Annotated in this window: 23 protein-coding genes; 17 read left to right on the top strand and 6 right to left on the bottom strand. The window is 62.6% G+C overall.

The genetic code is table 11. The annotated features are described in order from the left end of the window. Positions 1 to 65 precede the first annotated feature (65 nt). Positions 66 to 992 carry a LysR family transcriptional regulator gene (locus HQ843_RS14020; RefSeq protein WP_180897744.1) on the bottom strand — a complete coding sequence of 309 codons (927 nt, stop codon included), beginning with the start codon at positions 990 to 992 and terminating at the stop codon, positions 66 to 68. Positions 993 to 1,079: 87 nt separating this feature from the next. On the opposite strand from HQ843_RS14020, the gene HQ843_RS14015 reads away from it, so the two are divergent. From HQ843_RS14015 to ruvB, 4 genes are all read left to right on the top strand, one after another. Then, positions 1,080 to 1,961, top strand: a complete 882-nt coding sequence (locus tag HQ843_RS14015; RefSeq protein ID WP_180897745.1) for an oxidoreductase — start codon at positions 1,080 to 1,082, stop codon at positions 1,959 to 1,961. Between the two features lie 115 nt (positions 1,962 to 2,076). Beyond that, positions 2,077 to 2,595, top strand: a complete 519-nt coding sequence (gene ruvC / locus HQ843_RS14010) for a crossover junction endodeoxyribonuclease RuvC (protein ID WP_180897746.1) — start codon at positions 2,077 to 2,079, stop codon at positions 2,593 to 2,595. A 243-nt stretch (positions 2,596 to 2,838) separates the two neighbouring features. Next, entirely contained in the window at positions 2,839 to 3,459 is a 621-nt protein-coding gene (gene ruvA / locus HQ843_RS14005) for a Holliday junction branch migration protein RuvA (RefSeq protein ID WP_180897747.1), read from the top strand. A gap of 142 nt (positions 3,460 to 3,601) precedes the next feature. After that, entirely contained in the window at positions 3,602 to 4,645 is a 1,044-nt protein-coding gene (gene ruvB, locus HQ843_RS14000; RefSeq protein WP_180897748.1) for a Holliday junction branch migration DNA helicase RuvB, read from the top strand. Positions 4,646 to 4,651: 6 nt separating this feature from the next. Here the strand turns inward: ruvB and hdaA are convergent, their stop codons facing one another. Both hdaA and HQ843_RS13990 read right to left on the bottom strand, forming a co-directional pair. Next, positions 4,652 to 5,311 (bottom strand): DnaA regulatory inactivator HdaA, encoded by a 660-nt coding sequence (hdaA, locus tag HQ843_RS13995; RefSeq protein WP_180902194.1) that lies wholly within the window; start codon positions 5,309 to 5,311, stop codon positions 4,652 to 4,654. Between the two features lie 32 nt (positions 5,312 to 5,343). Continuing rightward, entirely contained in the window at positions 5,344 to 6,471 is a 1,128-nt protein-coding gene (locus HQ843_RS13990) for an AI-2E family transporter (protein ID WP_180897749.1), read from the bottom strand. A gap of 276 nt (positions 6,472 to 6,747) precedes the next feature. Between HQ843_RS13990 and purM the strand changes: the two genes are divergently transcribed. Then, the gene (gene purM, locus HQ843_RS13985) at positions 6,748 to 7,821 is read left to right on the top strand and encodes a phosphoribosylformylglycinamidine cyclo-ligase (RefSeq protein WP_180897750.1); all 1,074 of its coding nucleotides are present in this window, start codon (positions 6,748 to 6,750) and stop codon (positions 7,819 to 7,821) included. Then, entirely contained in the window at positions 7,818 to 8,471 is a 654-nt protein-coding gene (gene purN / locus HQ843_RS13980) for a phosphoribosylglycinamide formyltransferase (protein WP_180897751.1), read from the top strand. The genes purM and purN overlap by 4 nt, the downstream gene beginning before the upstream one ends. Positions 8,472 to 8,500: 29 nt before the next feature. Here the strand turns inward: purN and HQ843_RS13975 are convergent, their stop codons facing one another. Continuing rightward, positions 8,501 to 9,148, bottom strand: a complete 648-nt coding sequence (locus HQ843_RS13975) for an MBL fold metallo-hydrolase (protein ID WP_180897752.1) — start codon at positions 9,146 to 9,148, stop codon at positions 8,501 to 8,503. Positions 9,149 to 9,400: 252 nt separating this feature from the next. Here HQ843_RS13975 and HQ843_RS13970 point away from each other — a divergent pair, with 252 nt between their 5' ends. The 11 genes from HQ843_RS13970 to HQ843_RS13920 all read left to right on the top strand — a co-directional run bounded on the left by HQ843_RS13970 (position 9,401) and on the right by HQ843_RS13920 (position 22,140). Beyond that, a complete protein-coding gene (locus tag HQ843_RS13970) occupies positions 9,401 to 9,892 on the top strand; it encodes a MarR family winged helix-turn-helix transcriptional regulator (protein WP_180902195.1) in 492 nt (163 codons plus the stop codon). After that, positions 9,889 to 10,590, top strand: a complete 702-nt coding sequence (locus tag HQ843_RS13965; RefSeq protein ID WP_180897753.1) for a response regulator — start codon at positions 9,889 to 9,891, stop codon at positions 10,588 to 10,590. The genes HQ843_RS13970 and HQ843_RS13965 overlap by 4 nt, the downstream gene beginning before the upstream one ends. Before the next feature lie 84 nt (positions 10,591 to 10,674). After that, positions 10,675 to 12,039: an ATP-binding protein gene (locus HQ843_RS13960; protein WP_371822172.1), complete on the top strand. Its 1,365-nt coding sequence runs from the start codon at positions 10,675 to 10,677 to the stop codon at positions 12,037 to 12,039. Between the two features lie 126 nt (positions 12,040 to 12,165). After that, positions 12,166 to 13,383 (top strand): ROK family transcriptional regulator, encoded by a 1,218-nt coding sequence (locus tag HQ843_RS13955; protein ID WP_180897755.1) that lies wholly within the window; start codon positions 12,166 to 12,168, stop codon positions 13,381 to 13,383. Further along, a complete protein-coding gene (locus HQ843_RS13950; protein ID WP_180897756.1) occupies positions 13,380 to 14,633 on the top strand; it encodes a M20 family metallopeptidase in 1,254 nt (417 codons plus the stop codon). The genes HQ843_RS13955 and HQ843_RS13950 overlap by 4 nt, the downstream gene beginning before the upstream one ends. A 32-nt stretch (positions 14,634 to 14,665) precedes the next feature. Continuing rightward, the gene (locus tag HQ843_RS13945) at positions 14,666 to 15,727 is read left to right on the top strand and encodes a substrate-binding domain-containing protein (RefSeq protein WP_180897757.1); all 1,062 of its coding nucleotides are present in this window, start codon (positions 14,666 to 14,668) and stop codon (positions 15,725 to 15,727) included. A gap of 63 nt (positions 15,728 to 15,790) precedes the next feature. Further along, a complete protein-coding gene (locus HQ843_RS13940; protein WP_180897758.1) occupies positions 15,791 to 16,753 on the top strand; it encodes an ABC transporter permease in 963 nt (320 codons plus the stop codon). 10 nt (positions 16,754 to 16,763) lie between these two features. Beyond that, the gene (locus tag HQ843_RS13935; RefSeq protein ID WP_180897759.1) at positions 16,764 to 17,963 is read left to right on the top strand and encodes an alanine racemase; all 1,200 of its coding nucleotides are present in this window, start codon (positions 16,764 to 16,766) and stop codon (positions 17,961 to 17,963) included. A gap of 9 nt (positions 17,964 to 17,972) precedes the next feature. After that, a complete protein-coding gene (locus HQ843_RS13930; RefSeq protein ID WP_180897760.1) occupies positions 17,973 to 18,710 on the top strand; it encodes an ATP-binding cassette domain-containing protein in 738 nt (245 codons plus the stop codon). A gap of 899 nt (positions 18,711 to 19,609) precedes the next feature. After that, positions 19,610 to 20,263 (top strand): response regulator transcription factor, encoded by a 654-nt coding sequence (locus HQ843_RS13925; protein ID WP_246710111.1) that lies wholly within the window; start codon positions 19,610 to 19,612, stop codon positions 20,261 to 20,263. A 20-nt stretch (positions 20,264 to 20,283) separates the two neighbouring features. Then, positions 20,284 to 22,140: a sensor histidine kinase gene (locus HQ843_RS13920; RefSeq protein ID WP_180897761.1), complete on the top strand. Its 1,857-nt coding sequence runs from the start codon at positions 20,284 to 20,286 to the stop codon at positions 22,138 to 22,140. 89 nt (positions 22,141 to 22,229) lie between these two features. Here the strand turns inward: HQ843_RS13920 and HQ843_RS13915 are convergent, their stop codons facing one another. Further along, a complete protein-coding gene (locus HQ843_RS13915) occupies positions 22,230 to 23,009 on the bottom strand; it encodes an SDR family oxidoreductase (RefSeq protein ID WP_180897762.1) in 780 nt (259 codons plus the stop codon). A 10-nt stretch (positions 23,010 to 23,019) separates the two neighbouring features. Further along, on the bottom strand, positions 23,020 to 24,168 hold the full coding sequence (gene dgoD, locus HQ843_RS13910) for a galactonate dehydratase (RefSeq protein ID WP_180897763.1): 1,149 nt from the start codon (positions 24,166 to 24,168) through the stop codon (positions 23,020 to 23,022). Positions 24,169 to 24,173 lie beyond the last annotated feature (5 nt).

Below are 24,173 nucleotides of genomic sequence, written 5' to 3'. Positions count from 1 at the left end.
GTTATAGCCACTTATACTTAACAAGCCCGTAATTCATCCGGAATCAAAACCCGTTAGAGCCATTATCAACCCTCTGCGGCCTGCCGTCTCTGCGCGGCCACGAAATCGATGAAGGCGCGCAGCGGGCGTGGGGTCAGGCGGCTGGAATAATAGAGAAACGGGCCCTCAAAGTCCGGGCACCAGTCTTCGAGAACCGGCACCAGTTCGCCGGTTTCGAAATGCGGCTCCAGCCAGTTGCGGAAACTGTAGATCAGCCCGTGGCCGGCAATCGCAAGCCGGAAGGCGGCGCGCCAGCCGGTGGTGGCGATGATCAGCCGCGCGGCCGGATCGAGTTGCAGGTTTTCGCCATCCTTCTCGAACTCCCACTCCGTCAGCGCGCCCGAAGCGAACCGCAGGCGGATGCAATCATGCGAAAGCACATCGCGCGGATGCAGCGGTTTGCCGCGGCGAGCGAGATAGTCCGGCGCGGCGGCGAGCGCCGAGCTCTGCCGGGCCGGGCCGATCGGTGTCGCGATCATGTCCTGTGCCAGATGTTCGCCGTAGCGGATGCCGGCGTCGCAGCCGGTGGCGATCATGTCGGTGAAGCGGTCGTCGACGAGGATTTCCAGCCGAACCTCCGGATTGGCCCTCGCAAAGCCGTCGATGATCGGCGGAAGAATATCCTCCATCACCGCGCCCGGCACCTGGATCTTCAACCGACCGCGCACGGCGCCTTCGCTGCTGGTGGCATCAGCGATCGCGGAGCGGGTCTCGGCAACCACCGGCTCCAGCCGTTCGGCGAGCGCCCTTCCGGCCTCCGTCAAGTGGACGCTGCGGGTGGTGCGGATGATCAGCGGTACGCCAAGCTCGGCTTCGAGCCGGGTGATCGTCTCGCTCACCGTCGAGGGCGAATTGCCAAGACGCTTGGCCGCGGCGCGAAACCCGCCGGTGCGGGCGATCACCAGAAAGGTCAGCAGATCATCGAAGGAGGGAAGCATTCTATTGTTCGCCATGCCGATCACCGTATTCGCGTTTGTCCGGATTTTCAAGCGACCCCCTGTTGCCTATATCCGCTCCATGAATGCACAAGGAGCACGTCCATGACCACCTCATCACCCGCATCGGCCGCCGGCCGTTTCACCTTTCCCGGAACGGTAATTTCCGTAAATCGCATGGGCTTCGGCGCCATGCAGCTTGCGGGGCCTCATGTTTTCGGCGAGCCGAAGGACCCGGAGGAATGCCGCGCGGTGCTGCGCGAGGCGCTTTCGCTCGGCATCGATCATATCGACACCTCCGATTTCTACGGACCCCATGTGACCAACCGGCTGATTGCCGAAACGCTTACCCCCTACCCCGACAATCTCACGCTGGTTACCAAGATCGGTGGCTGGCGCGATGACGCGGGCGGCTGGAACATGGACCATAGCCCGGATTTCCTCCGCCGCTCGGTCGAGGACAATCTGCAGCGGCTGAAGCTGGACCGGATCGCGATCGTCAACCTGCGCATGGGCAGCGTCAGCGGTTTCAGCGCGGACAGCGAGATCGCCACCCCGATGGAGGCAATGCGGAAAATGCAGGACGAAGGTCTGATCGACCATATCGGCATTTCGACCGTGACGGAAAGCCAGATCAGGATCGCGCAGGACATCGCCCCGGTCGTGTGCGTGCAGAACCACTACAACCTCATCCACCGCGATGATGACGCGATGATCGATAGCCTTGCCGAACAGGGTGTCGCCTACGTACCTTATTTCCCGCTGGGCGGTTTCCTGCCCTATCAGGCGGCGATGCTCGACGCGGTCGCCGCCGAACTCGACACCTCGATCCAGAAGGTGTCGCTTGCCTGGCTGTTGCAGCGCAGCCCGAACATTCTCGTGATCCCCGGCACCTCGTCGCGCGCGCATCTGCGCGATAACATCGCTGCCGCCGAACTGACACTCAGTAAGGATCACCTGAAGCGGCTCGACGCGATCGCGGCCTGATCGCACCTCAAATCGGCCAATGTAAAACATGCGGGGGGCCAGCCGACCCTCCGTATGTTTTTGTTTTGTTCACTTTTCTATGGAAGCCTTGGGGCAAGAGCGATAGGGTGAAACCATGGAAAAGACGATTCGCATCATAGGCATTGATCCCGGGCTGCGGCGCACCGGCTGGGGCGTTATCGAAACATTGGGAAACTCCCTTAAATTCATCGATTCAGGCACGGTCACTTCGGATGGCGATATGGAGCTCGCTTCGCGCCTGCGCCAGCTCCATGACGGACTTTCCGAAGTGGTGCACAGCTTTCGCCCGGACGAGGCGGCGGTGGAACAGACCTTTGTCAACAAGGACGCGGTGGCGACGCTGAAGCTCGGTCAGGCCCGCGGCATCGCCTTGCTGGTGCCTTCGCTGGCCGGGCTCAAGGTGGCCGAATACGCGCCGAACGCCGTGAAGAAGGCGGTGATCGGCGTCGGCCATGGCGACAAGCAGCAGATCCACATGATGCTGAAAGTGCTGATGCCGCGGGTCCAGTTCAAGGGCAGCGACGCTGCGGACGCATTGGCCATCGCCATCTGCCATGCCCATAATCGCGGCGGCAACCGGATGATGAAGGCGGCCATGGCGGCGATCGGGTGAGTTGGCATAGCGGCAAAAGGCCCGGCAAGCGTGAGAGATGCCCCGAAAGGGGCAGTGGGCAGCATTGCCAAACGTGAGGGCGTTCGCGGGGATGGACTCCCCCCTCACTGTCGCTGTCGCGACATCTCTCCCCTCCGGGGCGAGAAGGTTTGGGGGCTATGCGGTGAGTGAACGGTACGCAGCACACGCTGCGAGAACAAGAGGCAGACACGTGAACATGTCACGTCGGAAGGAACAACGGGCATGATCGGCAAGCTCAAGGGCGTGATCGACGAGATCGGCGACGACCACGTGGTGGTCGATGTTCACGGCGTCTGCTACGTCGCTTACTGCTCGGCGCGCACGCTGTCGCGCATCGGTTCCGTCGGCGAGGCCGTGGTGCTGTTCATCGAGACCTTCGTGCGCGAGGACCAGTTGCGCCTCTACGGCTTCATGAGCGCGGAGGAACGCGGCTGGTTCAATCTTCTGCAGAGCGTCCAGGGCGTCGGCGCGCGGGTGGCGCTGGCGATCCTCACGACGCTGTCGGCCGGCGAGATTTCCAATGCGATCGCGCTCGGCGACAAGACCGCCGTATCGCGCGCGCCGGGCGTCGGGCCGAAGGTCGCGACCCGGATCGTCACGGAACTCAAGAACAAGGTGCCCGCCGGGCTTTCGCTCGGAGACGGCGAGGCCATTTCCTTCCGCAGGGAGGTCGGCGACGGGGCTGCACCAGGCACCGTTTCCGATGCGATTTCCGCGCTCACCAATCTCGGCTATTCCCGCGACCAGGCCGCAGGCGCCGTCTCCGCCGCGCTGAAACAGGCCGGCGAGGATGCGGCGAGCGCAACGTTGATCCGGCTGGGCCTGAGGGAATTGTCGTCCTAGTGCTGCACGTTTATGCTCCGACCTGTTCCCGGTGTGTCCGCGTTCAAGCAGCACTCCGACAATCTGTTGTGACGCGCGTTCGGACGCAAAATCGGTAGCCGCCTTTGCTGGACGTGCGCAAATATGGAAAAGAACTTGAATAATGAGCAATGAAGCCGACCGCCTGATTACGCCGGACAAGCGGGGCGAAGACCTCGATACGGCGCTGAGGCCGCAGACGCTGGACGATTTCACCGGCCAGGCGGAGGCGCGCGCCAATCTGAAGGTCTTCATCGAGGCCGCCAAGAGGCGCAGTGAGGCGCTGGACCATGTTCTGTTCGTCGGCCCGCCCGGCCTCGGCAAGACCACGCTCGCCCAAATCATGGCCAAGGAACTCGGCGTCAATTTCCGCTCGACCTCCGGACCCGTCATCGCCAAGGCCGGGGATCTGGCGGCGCTTCTGACCAATCTCGAAGAGCGCGACGTGCTGTTCATCGACGAAATCCACCGGCTCAACCCGGCGGTCGAGGAAATCCTCTATCCGGCGATGGAGGACTTTCAGCTCGACCTGATCATCGGCGAGGGGCCGGCGGCGCGCTCGGTGAAGATCGACCTGTCGAAATTCACGCTGGTTGCGGCCACCACAAGGCTCGGCCTGCTGACGACGCCGCTGCGCGACCGCTTCGGCATTCCCGTCCGGCTCAATTTCTACACCGTCGAGGAGCTGGAACTGATCATCCGCCGCGGTGCCCGGCTGATGGGGCTCGGCATGAGCGATGACGGTGCCCGCGAGATCGCGCGCCGCGCCCGCGGCACGCCGCGCATCGCCGGCAGGCTGCTGCGCCGGGTGCGCGATTTCGCCGAAGTGGCGGATGCGCCGGGGGTCAGCCGCGCGATCGCCGACGAGGCGCTGACACGGCTCGAGGTCGACCATATGGGCCTCGACCAGCTCGACCGGCGCTATCTCAACATGATCTGCCAGCATTTCGGCGGCGGGCCGGTGGGGATCGAGACGATCGCGGCGGGGCTTTCCGAACCGCGCGACGCGATCGAGGATATCATCGAGCCCTACATGATCCAGCAGGGCTTCATCCAGCGCACCCCGCGCGGGCGGGTGATGACGGCAACGGCCTGGAAGCATCTCGGCCTCACGCCCCCGAAGGATGCCGATCTCACCCAGTTCCGGCTGTTCGAAGAAGGCGAGTGAACGGCTTCAGATCGCTTCGCGCTCCGCCAGCACGTCCGCAGCGATTGCCCGGGTGATGCGGCGGCCGCGCGACAGCGCCAGCTTGTCGATCGCGTCCACGATCTGGCTTGCGGCATCGAGCGAACGCTCCATCCGCGTGACGATATAGGCCACGAGCCGGTCGTCGACCTCGATCTGGCGGTCGGCAAACAGTTTGAAGATCACCTGCTGCAGCAGGACATCGTCCGGCGCGCCGATTTCCACCGTCGTGGCGGCGGCAAGCCGGGATTTCAGGTCGGGCAGCGATATTGACCAGAGCTGCGGCAGCGAACGGGCGGTGACCAGCAGGCTGCCGCCATTCTGGCGCACGGTGTTGATCAGGTGAAACAGCCCGGTCTCGTCGAAGGCCTCGCGGTCTGCATCCTCGAACAGGAACGCCCCCTGCCGGGCCGCGATGGCGCGCCCTTCCCGCAATTCCTCCGTCACCGGACGCGCCTGGCTCAACCCCTTCCAGATCGTTGCAAGATGGGATTTGCCCGAGCCCGGCGGGCCGACGAGCACGGTGACCGGCGCATGCCAGTGCGGCCAGCGGTCGATCAGGTCGATCGCCGGCATGATCGAAGGCGAGATCAGCAGATGGTCGCGGTCGGCAGCCGGGTCGTGGCCGAGTTCCAGCGGCAATTGCATCGCACGGGCTTTGTCACGCAGCACGGTCAGGCTCACTTCCCCTCTTCGACAACCGGCGATGGCTCTTCGCCATGGTGCTCGATGCCGTCCCAGTAAAGATCGCTGGTGAGATAGCGGTCGATCGCAAACCGCACCAGCACGCCGACGGCTGCGGAAACCGGCACCGCGACCAGCAGGCCGACAAAGCCGAACAGCACGCCGAAGGCAAACAACGCGAACATCAGCCAGACCGGATGCAGCCTGACGCTGGAGCCGACAAGCTTTGGCTGCAGCACATTGCCTTCCAGGAACTGGCCGAACAGATAGATCCCGAAGATCAGCGCGATCATCCAGAAATCAGGCCAGAACTGGAACAGCGCCACGCCCATCGACAGGATCAGGCCTGAGGTCGAGCCGAGATATGGAATGAAGCTGACAAGGCCGGCGAAAATCCCGATAAGAGCGCCGAAATTGAGCCCCGCAAGGCTGAGCGTGATCGCGTAATAGATCGCGAGAATGAGGCAGAGCGACCCCTGCCCGCGCACGAAACCGGAAATCACCGAATTGATCTCATGGGCAAGGTAGCGGACATCGTCCACCTGACCGCGCGGGATCCACTGATCGATCTTCTGGACCATCCGGTCCCAGTCGAGCAGAAGATAGAAGGCGATGACCGGCGCCAGCACGAAGAAGGACACCAGATTGACCACGGCCATCGACGAGTTCCAGATGCCGCCGAACAGCGAGCCGGCGATCGACGCGCCCCCGGACAGCATCTTGCCGACATTCTCGCTCAGCGATGCGAGCTGGTCGTTGCCCCAGTCGATCAGCTTGGAAAATTCCGTCGTCTCCAGATACTGCTCAAGCTGTTGCAGGTATTTCGGAAACTGCTGGGCGACGTCATAGGCCTGCGACACCAGGAGCGGGATGAACAGCAGCAGCACGACAATGACGATCACCAGGAAGGACAGCATGATCGTGGTCGTCGCCCACAATCTGTTGAAGCCGAGCTTTTCAAGCCGATCGGCAATCGGATCGAGGAAATAGGCGAGCGCCATCCCGGCGACGAAAGGCAGCAATATGCCGCGGAAAACATATAGAAAAAGCGCGACAAAGGCGGCAAACAGCAGCCAGAAATAGAGCTGCCTGCGCAATCCCGCGGCACTGATCCGACCCGCCATGAAAAAACTCCCGCTCCGGTTCGCGCTCAGACGATTTTGGCTACACGGTCCGCGATCTCCTGAGGAAGACCGCGGCCCATACCGTTTGTTGAGCAAACAGCAGCCAGCGTCAAGCGACAAGCTGATCGCCAAGCGCCCCTCCCCGATATCCACTGTATCCGATACGCTCGCGCGCGCGTTATTTGTCGATATCGGCCTCATGGTCCGGTTCCACACTTGCATCGGGCAAAACTCCATGCAATGCCCGGCTTTACCTTTTGCATGAGGGACCGCCCCATGAGCGAGACGCGAAAAAACGGCCTGACCTACAGCGATGCGGGCGTCGACATCGATGCCGGCAACCTTCTGGTCCAGAAAATCAAGCCTGCGGTGAAATCGACGCGACGCCCCGGCGCGGACGGCGAAATCGGCGGTTTCGGCGGACTTTTCGATCTGAAGGCGGCGGGTTTTACAGACCCCGTGCTGGTTGCCGCCAATGACGGCGTCGGCACCAAGCTGAAGATCGCGATCGAAGCCGGCAAGCATGACACGGTCGGCATCGACCTCGTCGCCATGTGCGTCAACGATCTCGTGGTGCAGGGCGCCGAGCCGCTGTTCTTCCTCGACTATTTCGCCACCGGCGCGCTCGATCCGGATGAAGGCGCGCTGATCGTCGAGGGCATCGCCGAGGGCTGCCGCCAGGCCGGCTGCGCGCTGATCGGCGGCGAGACCGCGGAAATGCCGGGCATGTATGCCAAAGGCGACTACGACCTTGCCGGCTTTGCCGTGGGCGCTGCCGAGCGCGGCACGCTGCTGCCCTCGGAAAGCCTCGAGGAAGGCGATGTGATCTTCGGCCTCGCCTCTTCGGGCGTTCACTCAAACGGATTTTCGCTGGTGCGCCGGGTTGCCGAAATGAACGACCTCGGCTGGCAGGCGCCGGCCCCCTTCGCTCCGGGCAAGAGCCTCGGCGAGGCGTTGCTCGAGCCGACCCGCATCTATGTGAAGCCGCTTCTGGCGGCGATCCGCGAGACCGGCGCGATCAAGGCGCTCGCCCACATCACCGGCGGCGGATTTCCCGAGAATATTCCGCGCGTTCTGCCGGCCACACTGTCGGCCGAGATCGATCTTGAGGCGATTTCCGTGCCTGCCGTGTTCTCCTGGATCGCGCGCGCCGGCGGCGTCGCCCCCGCCGAAATGATGCGCACCTTCAACTGCGGCGTCGGCATGATCGGCGTCTGCCGCGAAGACCAGCTCGACGCCGTGCTTGAGGCTCTGGCGGGGCAAGGCGAACAGGGCTTCAGGCTCGGCCGCATCATCGCACGCAAGGACGGCATGGATGGCACGGTCTACAAGGGCATGATCGCGCTATGAGCGGACGGAAGCGGGTTGCGGTCTTCATCTCCGGCAGCGGCTCCAACATGGTCAAGCTCACTGACGCCTGCGCGGCTCCCGATTTTCCGGCCGAAATCATCGCCGTCCTCTCCGACAGGCCGGATGCCGGCGGACTTGCGAAGGCGAAGGCGCGGGGCATCGATACCTACGCCCTCGCCCGCAGGGACTACGACAGCAAACAGGCGCACGAGGCTGCGATCCTGAGCGTACTGGCCGGTCTCGCGCCCGATTTCATCTGCCTTGCCGGTTTCATGCGCCTGCTTTCGGGCGATTTCATCCGCGCCTATGAGGGGCGGATCATCAACATCCACCCCTCGCTGCTGCCGCTGTTTCCAGGCCTCGACACCCATCAGCGCGCACTGGACGCCGGCATGCGCATCGCCGGCTGCTCCGTGCATTTCGTAACCGAGGGCATGGACGAAGGGCCGATCATCGGCCAGGCAGCCGTTCCGGTCATGCCGGGCGATACCGCAGGTTCACTCTCGGAGCGGATATTGACGGTGGAGCACAGGCTTTATCCCGCCGCACTTCGCCGGCTCGCCTCCGGCGGCGTGCGCATGGAAGGCGGCCGCGCCGTCTTCGCCAGTGACGGCCGCGAAGGGGCGGAACAGATCCTGATCGCAGGGTAGAGTGCGAACCCGGCGGACCAAGAGGCCGCTCAGAGCCCCTTGAGAAACGGGTTGTTGCGGCGTTCATCGCCGATGCGTCCGCCTGGTCCATGACCGCAGATGAAGCCGACGTCGTCGCCGAGCGGAAACAGCTTGTCGCGGATCGAGGCGAGAAGGGTATCGTGGTCGCCGCCCGGCAGATCACTCCGCCCGATCGAGCCGTGAAACAACACATCACCGACATCGGCGAATTTCTGGGCGCGGTTGAAGAAGATCACATGGCCGGGCGCGTGGCCGGGGGTGTGATAGACCTCGAACACATGGTCGCCGAACCCCACTGTTTCACCCTCGGTCAGAAAGCGGTCCGGAAAGCAATTGCGCACCATGCCCGCCATGCCGAAGCGCTCGGCGCTTTCCTCGATATTCTCCAGAATGAAGCGGTCATCCTCATGCGGGCCGATGATCTCGAGACCCAGACGCTCCTTCAGCTCCATCGCCCCGCCGGCGTGATCGAGATGGCCGTGGGTGAGCCAGATCGCCTTCAGCGCAATGCCGTTTTCCTCGACGACCTGGATGATGACATCGGCATCCCCGCCGGGATCGACGACGACGCCCTCGCGGCTTTCGAGGTCGAACAGCACGGTGCAGTTCTGCTGAAGAGGGGTGACGGGAATGATCCCGGCCTGGATCTGCGCCATGAAGCTGATATCTCCCTTGCGGACGGACGGCTTCCATTTCGTCCGCGTCCGTTTTAAACCTAGAGCGCGTCCAGGAAAAGTGGACACCGGTTTTCCGTCCGGACGCGCAAAAAAACAAAAGGTTTGAGTGCGTTCGCGATTCAAGGAAGCGCGGACACGCTCTAACACAACACCTATGTCAGACTTGATTTGATTGCAAAAGCCCGTCCGGGCGAAAGGAAACAGGCTTTGGGAGCGAAACGCCAGGCGATCATGCCCGAACAGACGCCCGAGACCGAGGTCGCGGACCTGACGGTGGTCGAGCTTCTGTTTTTCGCCTATCGCGATTTCACCGCCGATCCGGACGCGATCCTCGGCGAGATCGGCTTCGGCCGCGCGCATCACCGGGTCATCCACTTCGTCGGCAGCCGGCCGGGGATGAGCGTTGCCGACCTTCTCGACATTCTGCGCATCACCAAGCAGAGCCTGGCACGGGTGCTGAAACAGCTGATCGATGGCGGCTATATCCGCCAGACCGCGGGACCGGAGGACCGCCGTCAGCGCCGGCTGTTTCTGACCCGTGAAGGCGAGCGGCTGCGCGGGGAGCTGCTTTCACCGCAGTTGCGGCGCATCGACAGGGCATTTGCGGCGATGCGGGAGGACGAGCGCCGGGCGGTCGGCCAATTTCTGACAAGAATGTGCGATCATGATCCCCGTGCCGGAGCGCAGGTTTCGCCGCAGGCCGAGAAAGGGAATGGAGCATGAGCGAAGCCAGAGCAGTCGATGATGACGCAGCCCATCTGCTGATCGTTGACGACGATACCCGTATCCGCACGCTTCTCAAACGCTATCTGGGCGAAAACGGCTACCGGGTCTCGACGGCGGCCGATGCCGCCGAGGCGCGGCGCAAACTGGAAGGGCTCGACTTCGATCTCCTCGTCCTCGACGTGATGATGCCGGGCGAGGACGGCGTATCGCTGACCCGCCATCTGGGCGAATTCCGCCCGGTCCCCGTGCTGCTGCTGACGGCAAAGGCGGAGGCCGACGCCCGCATTGCCGGCCTCGAGGCGGGCGCCGACGACTATCTGGTCAAGCCGTTCGAGCCGCGCGAACTGCTGCTGCGGATCAGCAACATCCTGCGCCGCGCCGAGATGCCGAAGACGCCGGCGATCGATCAGGTCGTGTTCGGCCCCTATTCCTTCTCGCTCGCCAGGCGCGAGTTGAAGAAAGGGGTCACGCCGATCCGCCTTACAGACCGCGAGCAGGACATCATGACGATGCTGGCTGAAAAGGCCGGCGAAACGGTCGCGCGCTACGATCTCGTCAGCAGCGCCAGCGAGATCAACGAGCGCACCATCGACGTCCAGATCAACCGGCTGCGCCGCAAGATCGAAACCGACCCGGCGAACCCGCTTTATCTCCAGACCGTGCGCGGCATCGGCTACCGCCTGAGCCGGGATTAGGACGCGAAATTGAACCTCTGGCCCGCGAGCTTTGAAAAGGCCTGTTCAAGAGCGGCGGATGCCCTCAGGAGACGGACGCGCGCACTGGAGCGGCTGCCGGGGCTGCGCCATACCGCCGGCGCCTACAAGGTCGTCGCCCGCTGGACGCATCATCGCGTGCCGCGCGGCCTGTTCGCCCGCTCGCTGCTGATCATCATCATTCCGATGCTGTTGCTGCAGGCGGTCGTCGCGACCGTGTTCATGGAGCGCCACTGGCAGATGGTGACCCGCCGCCTTGCCGATGCCGTCACCGGCGATATCGCGGCGATCATCGACCTGATCGATGCGACCGGCGACGAATATGAAAGCGAGATCATCTCGATTGCCACGCGCGACATGGGGCTTCGCGTTGCATTCGAGCCGGGCGCCAAGCTTCCGCCGCCACTGCCGAAACCGTTTTTCGGCCTGCTCGATCAGGTGCTGGCGGAACTGATCTCGGCCAAGATCGGGCGTCCGTTCTGGATCGACACGCTCGGCGATTCCCGTTTCGTCGAGATCCGCATCAAGCTCGACGACGGCATATTGCGCATCTTCGCGCGCCGTTCGATGACCTACGCGTCGAACACACATATCTTCATTCTGTGGATGGTCGGCACCTCGCTGGTGCTGATCGGGATCGCGACGCTGTTCCTGCGCGGCCAGATCCGGCCGATCCTGAAGCTGACCCAGGCCGCGGAGGAATTCGGCAAGGGCCATCGCTCGGTGGTGCCCTATACGCCGCGCGGCGCGATCGAAATCCGGCGCGCGGGCCTCGCCTTCATCCTGATGCGCGAGCGCATCGAACGCCAGATCGAGCAGCGCACCACAATGCTGAACGGCGTCAGCCACGACCTGCGCACCATCCTCACCCGGTTCAAGCTGCAGCTTGCCCTGATCGGCGAAAGCCCGGAGGTCGAGGCCCTCAATCTGGATATCGAGGAAATGCAGAAGATGCTGCAGGGCTATATCGACTTTGCCCGCGGCGACGCCGAGGAAACCACCGGCACCGCCAGTCTCTCGGCGCTGTTCCGCCGCCAGCAGGAAGATTTCGAGCTGTCCGGCAAATCGCTGCATTATGTGGTGATCGGCGCGGACGATGTTGCGGTCAGGCCCAATGCCTTCGCGCGCCTTGTCGCCAACCTCGCCTCCAACGCCAAACGCCATGCCGAAAGGCTGGAAATCACCGCCGAGCATGGTGAAAAATGGCTGACCGTGACCTTCGACGACGACGGACCAGGCATTGCGGCCTCAATGCGCGAGGAGGTGTTCAAGCCGTTCCTGCGGCTCGACAATGCCCGCAATCTCGATTCCTCCGGCACCGGCCTCGGTCTTGCGATCGCCCGCGATATCGCCCGCTCCCATGGCGGCAACGTCACGCTCGGCGACAGCCCGCTCGGCGGCTTGCGGGCGATCATCAATATTCCCTGCTGAAGCAGGCTGTACTCCCTGCCGAACCGGGCCGCACAAGCCGCCCTCCCCGAAAACACTCTTGCGGCTTGACGCATTTCCGCATCTGGTTTAATTAGTTCGTTCATAGAACGAATGAAAGAAGCATATATGAGCGACGCGGGTAATATCTCCCGGAAATTCTCCGAGCGGGCCGTCATGGAGGCGATCATTCAGGGCGGGCAGATTTCCCGTGCATCCATTTCCAAGCAGACCGGACTGTCGAAACAGACCGTTTCCGAAATCGTGCGACAGCTCGAAGTCGACGGCTGGATCCGGGAATCAGGCCGCAGCAGCGGCCATATCGGCCGCACCGCCGTCAATTACGAACTCGTGCCCGATGCCGCCTATATCGCCTCGGTCGATCTCGGCGGCACCAAGGCGCGGGCCGCGATCCTCGATCTTGCATGCCAGGTTGTCGCCGAGGAGGTCATGCCGACCGATCCGCGCGGCGGCCAGTTCGTGATCGACCAGATTGCCGATCTCTGCTGGCGGGCCGTCGCACGGAAGGATATCGCCCGCGAACGCATCAGGCTGGCCGTCATCGGCGTTCCCGGCGCGCCGGAGAAGAACACCGGCCGCGTGCTGATGGCGCCGAACCTTGCCGGCTTCGACAAGATGGATGTCGCCGGCGCGCTTGGCGCGGCGATGGGCGTCGAGGTGGTGATCGAGAACGACGTCAATCTCGCCGTCATCGGCGAAAACTGGCAGGGCGAAGGCCAGAACATCGACAATCTCGCCTATATCGCCGTCGGCACCGGCATTGGCTGCGGCCTGCTGGTTGACGGCCGGTTGGTGCGCGGCGCGACCCATTCCGCCGGCGAACTTGGCTTTCTGCCCTTCGGCGCCGATCCGTTCGATCCGGAATCGCTGCGCTCCGGCGCATTCGAGCGGGTCACGGCCTCGATCGGCATCATGGCGCGGTACAAGGCGCTTTCGGGCAAGGAAGCCGGCGTGCCGGTGATCTTCGAGCGCGCCAATGAAGGCGACGTTCATGCCGCGCAAGTTCTCGACGAAACGGCGAAATATCTGGCGCGCGGGATCGGCGCGATCGCCGCGATCGCCAATCCGCAAAAGGTGATCCTCGGCGGCTCGATCGGGCTGCGCAGCGAGTTGCTCGCCCGCGTGCGGACCTTCCTGCCCGCCTGCTTCCCCTACCCGGTCGAGGTCGCGCAAAGCCCGCTCGGCGCGGGCGCCGCCCTCATCGGCGCGGCCGCCATCGGTCTCGAACACCTCCACAACGCGTTGTTCAGCACTGAGGCGCTCGGCGGCAGCCGCCTTTCCCTGCCGCCCGCCACCGGATTTGCATTGAAGGTCGCAGGACAATGACCGACGACCTGACCGAAAAACTGAGGACCTTTCTTGCCCGCGACGATGCGATCGGCCTGCTGCGCCGGGCGATCGGGCGCGAAAGCATCACCGGCAACGAAGCCAATTTCGTCGACCTCTTGGGCGACGAAATGTCGGCCCGCGCCATAACGAACCTCCATCGCGCCGACTTCCTGCCCGGCCGCCCCAATATCTGGGGCGAACGCAAGGGCAAGGGCGGCGGCAAAAGGCTCCTGTTCATCGGCCACACCGACACCGTTCATGTCGATGGCTGGAGAGAACACTGGGCCGGCACCGAGCGCGAGGACCCGTTTGCCGGCGCCATTGTCGACGACGCCATATGGGGACGCGGCGCGGGCGACCTGAAGGGCGGCATTTGCAGCGCGCTCGCCGCGCTCTCGCTTCTGGACGCTGCCGGCATCGCGCTTCGCGGCGATGTCGCCTTCGCCTTTGTCGGCGACGAGGAAAGCGGCGAGGAAGGCACCGGGGTCTCCGCCGGCATCAAGGCCTATACCGACCGCATCGAAGCGGGCGACGTCGCAAGGCCCGATTTCGCGGTCTATGTCGAGCCGACGCAGCTTTCGATCTATACGGCGCAGATCGGCTTCTTCATAGCCGATATCACGATTACCGGACGTTCCGCCTATTTCGGCGTACCCGAACGCGGCAAGGACGCGCTCAAGGCGAGCCACGCGGTAATGTCGGCTCTCTGGGCGCATTCCGACGAGATTTCGGCAAGGGCATCGCATGATCTCATCGGCAACGGGTTTCTGCTGATCACCGGACTTACAGGCGGTGGTTTCATCGCCGTTCCCGAAACCTGCAGGCTATCGCTCATTCGCAAGCTCCTGCCGGGTGAATCGCTGGATGACGCCGCCCGGCAGATGGAAGCGGTCATCCACGGCGCGATCCTGGATCCCGAGATCGGTGTGGAGATCAGCTATCCCGCCGGACGCGACCATCCGCTTGGCGGCTCTGCCGCGGAGATCGAAACCAGCCTGCCGGAGGTCGACCTTCTGAGCCGCTGCGTGAGCGGAGCAATGGCCGGTCGCGGCAGGCTTGAAGGCGCGCCGTTCTGGTCGGAAACGCCATTCCTGGTCAACCGGCTGGGAATACAAGCGGTCTATTGCGCCCCGGGCGACATCCGCAATTGCCATACATTCCAGGAACACGTCGACATCGATGAATATCTCGCCGGCATCGTGGCCTTCGCCACGTTCATGGCGCGCTATTGCGGTGTCGCCGAATGAAATTGTTCAACCGAGAAAAGGGGAACCTGAACATGATACCGAAATCCATCTCCATCGCAGCGGTCGCAGGCACCGCATTGCTCTGGTCGATCGCCGCCGAGGCCCAGACCGTGGGCCCGTCCGGCGAAGCGGCAACGCCCAGCCAGGACATCACGCTGTCGGACAGCGACCTTTCGGCGCTTTCCGGCAAGGGCTACAAGGCGGCGCTGTTGTGGCACACGTCCTCCGATTTCATCAACGCGGTTTCGGCCGGCGCCAGGGATGAATTCGCCAAAGCCGGCATCGACGTGGTCGTGGAGACCGATGCGGGCTTCGATCCCGCCAAGCAGCGCAGCGACATCGAGACAGCGCTTGCCGCTCAGCCGAACATCATCCTTGCGCTGCCGCTCGATCCCACCACCTCGGCCGAGGCCTTCCGGCAGGCGATTGCCGATGGAACGGAACTGGTTTTCCTGTCCAACCTTCCGGCAGGCTACGAACACGGCACGGATTATGCCGCGATCGTGACCGACGACCTCTATCAGATGGGCAAGCAGGCGGCCGATGCGCTTGCCAGCGGCATCGGCGGCAGCGGCAACGTCGGCTATATCTTCCACGACGCCAGCTACTACGTCACCAACCAGCGCGACCAGGCGTTCAAATCGACGATCGAGCAGGACTATCCCGATATCCAGATCACCGCCGAGCAGGGCATTTCAGACCCGGCCCGCGCCGAGGAACTGGCCAATGCGATGCTGCTGAAGAACCCCGATCTCGACGGCATTTACGTGACCTGGGCAGAACCCGCCGATGGCGTTCTGGCGGCGCTGCGCGCAAACGGCAACAAGACCACGAAGATTGTAACGCTCGATCTTGCCGAGCCCGTGGCGCTCGACATGGTGCGCGGCGGCAATGTGACCGCGATCGTTGCCGACAAGGCCTACGAACTCGGCCGGGCGATGGCGGTTGCCGGAATGAAATCGCTTGCCGGCGAGGATGTCCCGCCGTTCATCGTGGCGCCGGCGCTTACCGTCACCAAGGACAATGTCGCCGAAGGCTGGCAGGAATCGCTCAACCGCGACGCGCCGAAATCGGTCCTCGACGCCGCAAAATAAGCCTGAGCGGCGGCCCCGGCCGCCGCTTTCCGCCGACACGATGACAATGCAAGGAGAGCAGGAATGTCTCACGCTATGGCAAGGCGCCGGTTGGCAAGCTATGCGAACCTCAAACACTATGTGGTTTACATCGGCTTCGTGGCGATCTTCCTGTTCTTCGCGGTCGTCCTGAAGGACAGCGGTTTTCTGACGGTGCGCAACCTGACGAACATCGTGCTGCAGACCACCCCGATCACGATCATGGCGATCGGGCTGGTCTTCGTTCTCTCCGCCGGCGAGATCGATCTTTCGATCGGCTCCACCGTCGCAGTCTCGGCCCTTGCGGCGGCAGTGACGCTTGCAAGCTACGGCCTTGCGGCGGGCATCGCCGCCGGGCTTGCCGCAGGACTTCTGATCGGCTTCATCAACGGCGTGCTGGTCGCCTATGTCCGGCTGCCGTCATTCCTGGTCACGCTCGCGACGATGGGGCTGTTTGCCGGCGTCTCCCGCTCGATGACCAATCTGCGCAGCATTCCCGTGATCAACGAGACATTCACCGGCTTTTTCGGCTCCGGTTCGCTTCTGGGCATTCCCTCGCTGATCTGGTGGGTCATCATCGCCGTCGGTTTCGGCCATATCATCTACCGGCACACCCGGTTCGGCGCCCATGTGCTGGCGCTTGGGGACAATGCCCGCGCGGCCAGCGTCTCCGGCATCAGCGTCACCCGCATGCGGTTGGCCGTGCTGATGATCTCGGGCGGCCTCGCCGGCCTTGCCGGACTGCTTTATGCCGGCCGCCTGCAGGCCGCAAAATATACACTTGGCGAGACCGATCTCATGACCGTCATTGCCGCCGTCATCGTCGGCGGCACGCTTTTGAGCGGCGGCAAGGGCTCGGTCATCGGGGCGCTCGTCGGTTCGCTGATGATGGGCATGCTCAACAACGGCCTTATCCTGATGGGCCTGTCGGTCTCCGACCAGATGATCGTTCGTGGGTTGATCATCCTCGCCGCCGTTTCCGTCTCGCTGCGCGACAAATCCAGATAAGGAGCGACAGATGTTTCTTGAAAGCCTCCGCAACCGAAACCCCGCCTTCATCGAGGCTGCCCAGACGCTCCATCAGGCGGGAAAGATCCCGGCGAACGCCTATGTCATCGATCTCGACACGCTCGAGGCGAACGCCCGTCACCTGAAAACGGAAGCCGATCGCCACGGCCTGAAGATCTTCGCCATGACGAAGCAGTTCGGCCGCGCAAGCTCGGCCTGCCGGGCGATCATGCGCGGCGGCATCGAGCGCTCGGTCGCCGTCGACATGGCCTGCGCCCGCGCGACCCACAATGCCGGCATGAAGGTCGGCCACCTCGGACACCTGCAACAGATCGCCCGCGCAGAGGCGGAAGCGGCCGCCAGAACTCTCGCCCCCGACTACTGGACCGTTTTCAACGCCGAAAAGGCGCTGGAAGCGGCTTCCGCATCGGCAAAGGCGGGCCGCACGCAGAACCTTCTCGCCCGCATCCATGCCGAGGGCGATACCTTTTACCGCGGTCACGAAGGCGGCTTTGCAGCAAGTGACGTGACCATTGTCGCCGACATGCTGGACAGCCTGGATGGCGGGCGTTTCGCCGGTATTACCACCTTCCCCGCCCTGCTCTACGATCATGAAAGCCGCAAGGTTCTGCCGACGAAAAACCTCGCGACGCTTTCGAAGGCCGCCGAGGCGCTCGCCAGAAGCGGCCGCCGCGATATCGAGGTCAACGCGCCCGGCACGACGTCGAGCGTCGTGCTTGCAGCGCTCGCCGAGGCCGGCGCTACCCAGGTGGAACCCGGCAACGGCCTGCACGGCACGACCGCGCTCCATGTCGTCGAGGAACTGCCGGAGCGTCCCGCAATGCTCTACCTCACCGAGGTCTCGCACCTTTCGGGCGGCAAGGCCTATGCGTTCGGCGGCGGCTTCTACATCGACCCGATCTTTCCCGATTACGATGTCAGGGCGATCGTCTCCGCCGAGCCGACGACGGCGGCCGCGGCACTTCGCAGCGTCGAGGTGCCGCCGCCTTCGATGATCGACTATTACGCCATGATCGACGCTGCCGGTCCCGCCGCGCCGAAGCCCGGCGACACCGCGATTTTCGGCTTTCGCGGACAGGCTTTCGTCACCCGCGCCTATGTCGTCGGCGTCTCCGGCATTGCGAGCGGCGCGCCGAAGGTCGAGACCATCGAATACACCAATGGCGAGACCGCCGCCTGGCCGCTTTAGGAGAACGTGATGCCAACTGAACAGCCGGTTCTCGAACTCCGGGACATTCACAAGAGCTTCGACGCCGTGGTCGCCATCGAGAATTTTTCGCTCGCGGTTCATCCCGGCGAGATCGTCGCGCTGGTCGGCGATAACGGCGCGGGCAAGTCGACCCTCATCAAGATCATCTCCGGCGTGCATGCGCCGACCTCGGGCACGATCGCGATCGACGGCAAGCCTGTGACGATGGCGAATGCCACGATGGCGCGCAGCCACGGTATCGAGGTCGTCTACCAGGACCTCGCGCTCGCCGACCAGCAGACCGTCTACATGAACCTGTTTCTCGGGCGCGAACCGGTCAACGCGCTCGGCCTGCTCGACCGCAGGAAGATGATCGCGGAAACCGAAATGCTGGTGAAGGAACTGGACGTGCGCATTCCCTCCGCCCATGCGACGATCCGCGACCTCTCCGGCGGCCAGCGGCAGGGCGTCGCGATCGCCCGCGCCACGCACTGGGCCAGCAAGCTGGTCCTGCTCGATGAACCGACGGCCGCCCTCGGGGTGGCCGAAACCGCGAAGGTCGAGGAGATCGTTCAGACGCTGAGGAAACGCGATATCGGCATCCTGATCGTCAGCCACAGCCTCGATCAGGTCTTCAAGCTCTCCGACCGGATATGCGTGTTGCGCCGGGGAAAGCAGATCGGGGTGCGCAACACCGCTGAAACCGACAAGAACGAAATCATTGCCATGATTACCGGGGTAAATTGAGACCCCGCGTCGGGGGAGCGAGCGCGTTTGGTGCAGGGTTTGGCATTTTCGAGCCGGATTCCATCGGAAGGTTTAAGCCATGGACCAAAGCCGGACCGAACAAGGCTCAGGCGGAATAAGGTAAATTACCTCTTACCTATAACGCCACTCTGTCAACGCGGGGCAGCCGCGGCAGACTCTTGTCGGCCGCCATGGAAATATTCCGGTCACAGGCCACTCAAATGTAGTTCGTCAAAAAGGACCGGGCTCCGTCGCAGATCATAGCGGCATGATCAGCAACGGAACCCGAATTTCAAATTTATACGTCAGTGAATCTTTGTCTATGTAAAATACAACTACATAAAGTTATTAGCACCAGAAACTTTCATATACAGAAGCAATGCGCTGAATATCATTATCAGTACACCCAACACCCCCAAGACTATCGAGAGCATCAGATAGGGCCAGCGGCGATTGTAGAACGGCGTAATGTGATAGCAGCTACCGCAGGTAGCAGAACCAAAACGCAGACGATGACCGCATCGGCACGTAAAGATACGTGACGGCGATTTACGCTTTCGGTCTGGTTCAACCCGTCGTCTTTCAGTGGCGGAATGCATTTTAATCCCCGTTGTGGCTCAAGATTCGAAAAACTTCCTCAAGCGTTGAAGGGGGTGGTATAGGTTCGAGAGAACTCACAAAATACCATGTTTATGGTATTGCTCATCCGTGCATCACAGAAAACAAAGTAGGACTGACTGCACCAACGCAGCCAGGGTGGTACCTAGCGCATTTCGCAGTCAGGTGGAATCACCTGACGTCCGCGAAAATGCGTCAAAACAAATAGATAGAGCAATTCCGGTGATCCTGTTTTCACCGGAAATGCTCTAGCGCATCGGGCTGGAATAGAGAGTTCTTCTTTGGCACCCTATCGGATCGTTTTGTGCGAGGATGACGACATTGTGCGCGAGCGGCTGGCCAGCCTGATCAACGGCTGGGCGGACGGCGATCTCGTCGCCTCCTGCGCGACCCTGGCGGAAACGCTTGCGGCCTATCAGCGGAGCGAAGTCGATCTTCTGATCGTGGATCTGAATTTGCCCGACGGCAGCGGTCTCGATGCGATCCGCGCGCTTCGCAAAACGCATGAGCGGGCGGAGTCGATGGTCATTTCCGTTCTCGCTGATGAAAGGTCCGTGCTTGAGGCGATCGGTGCCGGGGCTTCAGGCTACCTGCTCAAGGACGCGGACAGCCTGGACCTCATCGAGGCCGTGGAGAGCCTGATGGCAGGGCACTCGCCAATATCGTCCCGGATCGCCCGCATCCTTGTAAGGCAGCTCTGCGAACAGTCGCCCGACACCCACAAATGGGAGCCGGCCGTCAATATGACGTCACGAGAGATGGACGTATTGTGGGGAATCTCCAAAGGGTTCACCTATGCGGAAATCGCCCAGCAACTGCATATCTCAAGACAGACCGTGCCCGTCCATATCCGCAATATTTATCGCAAGCTTCAGGTCACAAACCGGTCCGAGGCCGTTTTTGAGGCAACCCGGCAGGGACTGATGCAATTTTGACTGCAGGTCCTACAGCTTTGTTGGTAAAAGAGCTTCAGGCCCGGTTCACCAACCTGAAATTATGGTCTGTTTTGCGCTCGACGCTTGTCGTAATCGGCATCGCGGTTTGCTGCGCGATGCCGTTCTTCCTATCCCTGCCAACGCCGCGCGATGCTGTTGTCCTGCGTTCCGCAACACTTGAAGAAGGCGGCTCGCCGGTCCGGGAAATATCGCTTCCCTACACCCGCCCTCATGCGACAAAGACGTTGCGCACCGAAGCGCTCTACAGGATCCATTTCACATCGAACGCGATCCCTGCAGATCATCCCGTTCTTTTCTTTCCGGCGGTGCGCCAGACGATCGACGTTCGCCTGAATGGGATCGCCCTCGAACGGCGCGACGTCTCGCTCCTCACCTCGCCGCGCCTTGGCGACTTTTATGCGTTCGACATCAGTCCTTCTGCGGTTCGCAAGGGCGAAAACGAACTCGAAATCCTGCATAGTCGGGTCGATGGCTGGATCTCAAGCTATCTGTCGCCGGTTTACCTGACCTCGTATTCCGTCTTTCTGCCCTACCAGAAATTATATGGCTTCCTCTTCGAACAATGGCGTTTCACCTCGCTGCTGCTCAAGGCGATGATTACCATCAGCGTCATCGTGATCGCGTTGCTGCGGCCCTCAGATGGCTTTTCCCGCTGGTTCAGCCTGATCATGGCCTTCAGCCTGGCGTTGACGGCCACCCAATATGGCTGCACGCTTGCGGGAACCGGAGTGCCGCGACTTTATTATGCAACGCTGCAACTGGGCACGCTGCTGATCGCTGTCGTCCTGACGCTGGAAATGGCCGGCCGGAAGTTCGTCCGGAAATCGCTCTACATCGCCCTGGGCCTGCCGATCACTCTGCTCATGGCGTATTGGGCCGGCGTCGCCTCGGGACCGGTCATTGCAGCCATCGGCAACATTCTGAGCATTACCGCCATGGTCGCGGCCCTGTGGATTGCCATCGCACATTATTTTCGATCAAGAGACCCGATCGCCGCCATCATCGCAATCCCACTCGTGCTCTGCCTGCTGTTCGGACTTCACGATGTCGGCCTGCTGTTTGGCATTACCGGCGGCGCGCATATGCTGACCCCCTATATCGAGATGGCCACTCTCCTGGCCGCCCTACTGATCATCACCATCAGACTGGTGCAAAGCCTGAATCAGGTTGACAGCGCGAACATCCGTCTGAGACGGAAGCTCGACGAGCAGGAGAGCGAGTTGAGACTGCTTAATGAAAAAGAACGCAGGAACGCGACGCATATGACCCTGGAGCGGGAGCGCGACCGGCTGATGCGGGACCTGCATGACGGATTGAGCGGCTACCTCGTGTCGATCATGGCGCAGACGGAGAGAGAGCCGCTTGACCGGGACGCGATCCGCTGCACCGCGCGCGATGCTCTCGGCGATCTCCGGCTGGTCATCCAGTCTCTCGATCTGAGCGACACGGATCTGCGCGTTGCGCTGGCCAGCTTTCGCGAGCGGACCGGCCCTCAACTGCACCGTATGGGGATCCGGCTCGACTGGCTGACCACAGAAATGCCGGTCGTCACCGGCGTCACCCCCTCAAACGCCCTCGCGCTGTTGAGAATATTGCAGGAAGCCGTCACCAACGCGGTGAAACATGGTCCGGCAACGCATATATCGATTTCGGCAACCACCAATGAAAGCGGAGACGCCATCATCACCGTTGAGAATGATGTCACCGGCAGCCCTTGTCCGGGCAAGGGTCATGGTCTCGCCAACATGGTAAAACGCGCCCGCAGTTTTGGCGGCGACGTCGCCTTCTCCCGCTCGAAAGATAAGGCGCGCCTTATGATAACGCTGCCGCCGGTGCTGCGCCAACAGCCCGCCTGATCGGGCGATTGCCGGAATGGCGGACTTTATTTTCGACAATCAGGCCTGCCACGTCCCCGGACGAACCTGCTGACGCCCGTGCGGTCGGCTCAGGCAGGATGTTGCTGTACGCTGAGGCCGCCGTCGACGGTCAGGCAGGTCGCGTTCATGAACGGGCATTCGTCGGAGATCATGAACACCGCCGCCATCGCGATCTCGCCGGGGGTGGCGATCCGCCCGCCGGGATGGAGGCTCAGGGTCTCCGCTTTCGCAGCCTCGGGATCGGGAAAGCCGTTCCAGTAGTCGATGACCTTCTGCGTCGCCACATAGCCGGGCGCGAGCGCGTTTACCCGAATATTGCTCGCGGCATATTCAAGGCCGAGGGATTTGGTCATGCCAAGCAGCGCGTGCTTTGCCAGCGGATAAGGGAAGGTATGCGGGATGATCGTGAAGGCATGGGTGGAGGCGATGTTGAGGATGACGCCGCCGCCGGCCCCGATCATGCCTGGAAGCGCCGCCTTGCAGCAGTTCCACGCACCCTTGAGATTGATGTCGAAGCACCGGTTCCATTCCTCGTCGGTCGTCTCGAGCGGCGCGGAAAAGACATTGACGCCGGCATTGTTGACCAGCGCGTTGATCGGTCCGACTTCATCCGCCGCCTGACGCATGGCGGCTGCGATCGCCCCGGCATCGGTGATATCAACGGCGCACCAGCCGACCGCCCCGCCGGATGCGACAAGCGCCCCGGCCTCGCGCTCCAGAAGCGCGCCATCGCGGTCGACCATGAAGAGTGACGCACCTTCGTTCCCGAAGGCCCTTGCGATCGCAAGACCGATACCCTGCGCCGCGCCGGTGACGAATATGCGCTTGCCGGAAAGCCGTCCTGTCATTGTCCGCTCCTCACCATTCGGCGAAACTTCCATCCGGATGACGCCAGATCGGATTGCGCCAGCGATGCCCTTCTCTGGCGCGTTCGATCACATAGGCCTCGTCGATCTCGATGCCCAGCCCCGGCCCCTGCGGTATGCTGACGAAGCCGTCGGCATATTCGAACACGTCCTTGTTCGAAATGTAATCGAGGATGTCGTTGGTCTCGTTATAGTGGATCCCGAGGCTCTGCTCCTGGATGAAGGCGTTGTAGGAGACGGCGTCCACCTGAAGGCAGGCGGCAAGCGCGATCGGCCCGAGCGGACAATGCGGCGCCAGCGCGACGTCATAGGCCTCCGCCATGGCGGCGATCTTGCGGCATTCGGTGATGCCGCCCGCATGCGACAGATCCGGCTGGATGATGTCGACATAGCCGCCCTCGAAGATCGGCTTGAAATCCCAGCGAGAATAAAGCCGTTCGCCAAGCGCGATCGGCGTGGAGGAATGGTTGGCGATCTCCCGCAGGGCTTCCCTGTTTTCCGAAAGCACCGGCTCCTCGATGAACATCAGCTTGTAGGGCTCCAGTTCCTTGGCCAGAACCTTGGCCATCGGCTTGTGGACCCGGCCGTGAAAATCCACGCCGATGCCGATATGGGGGCCGACGGCCTCGCGGATGATCGCGATGGTCTCGACCGCCTTTTCCACTTTCTCATTGGTATCGACGATCTGCATTTCCTCGCAGCCGTTGAGCTTGATCGCCTTGAAGCCGCGCGCGACCATTTCCCTTGCGTTCCTGGCGACGTCGGAAGGGCGATCGCCGCCGATCCACGAATAGACCTTGATGCGGTTCCGCAACTGGCCGCCGAGCAGCGCATGGACCGGCTGCCCGAGCGCCTTTCCCTTGATGTCCCACAGCGCCTGGTCGATGCCCGCCAGCGCCGACATGTGGATCGCGCCGCCCCGGTAGAAGCCGCCCCGGTAAAGCACGGTCCAGTGATCCTCGATCAGAAACGGATCCTTGCCGATGAGATAATCCGCCATCTCGGCGACCGCCGCCTGAACGGTCAGCGCCCGCCCTTCGACAACCGGTTCGCCCCAGCCGACAATGCCCTCATCGGTTTCGATCTTCAGAAACAGCCAGCGCGGCGGCGCCAGATAGGTGGTAAGCTTGGTGATCTTCATGGCTG

This window comes from Martelella sp. NC20 (genome assembly GCF_013459645.1).
Lineage (GTDB): Bacteria > Pseudomonadota > Alphaproteobacteria > Rhizobiales > Rhizobiaceae > Martelella.
This window is presented reverse-complemented; position numbering and strand designations above follow the sequence as displayed.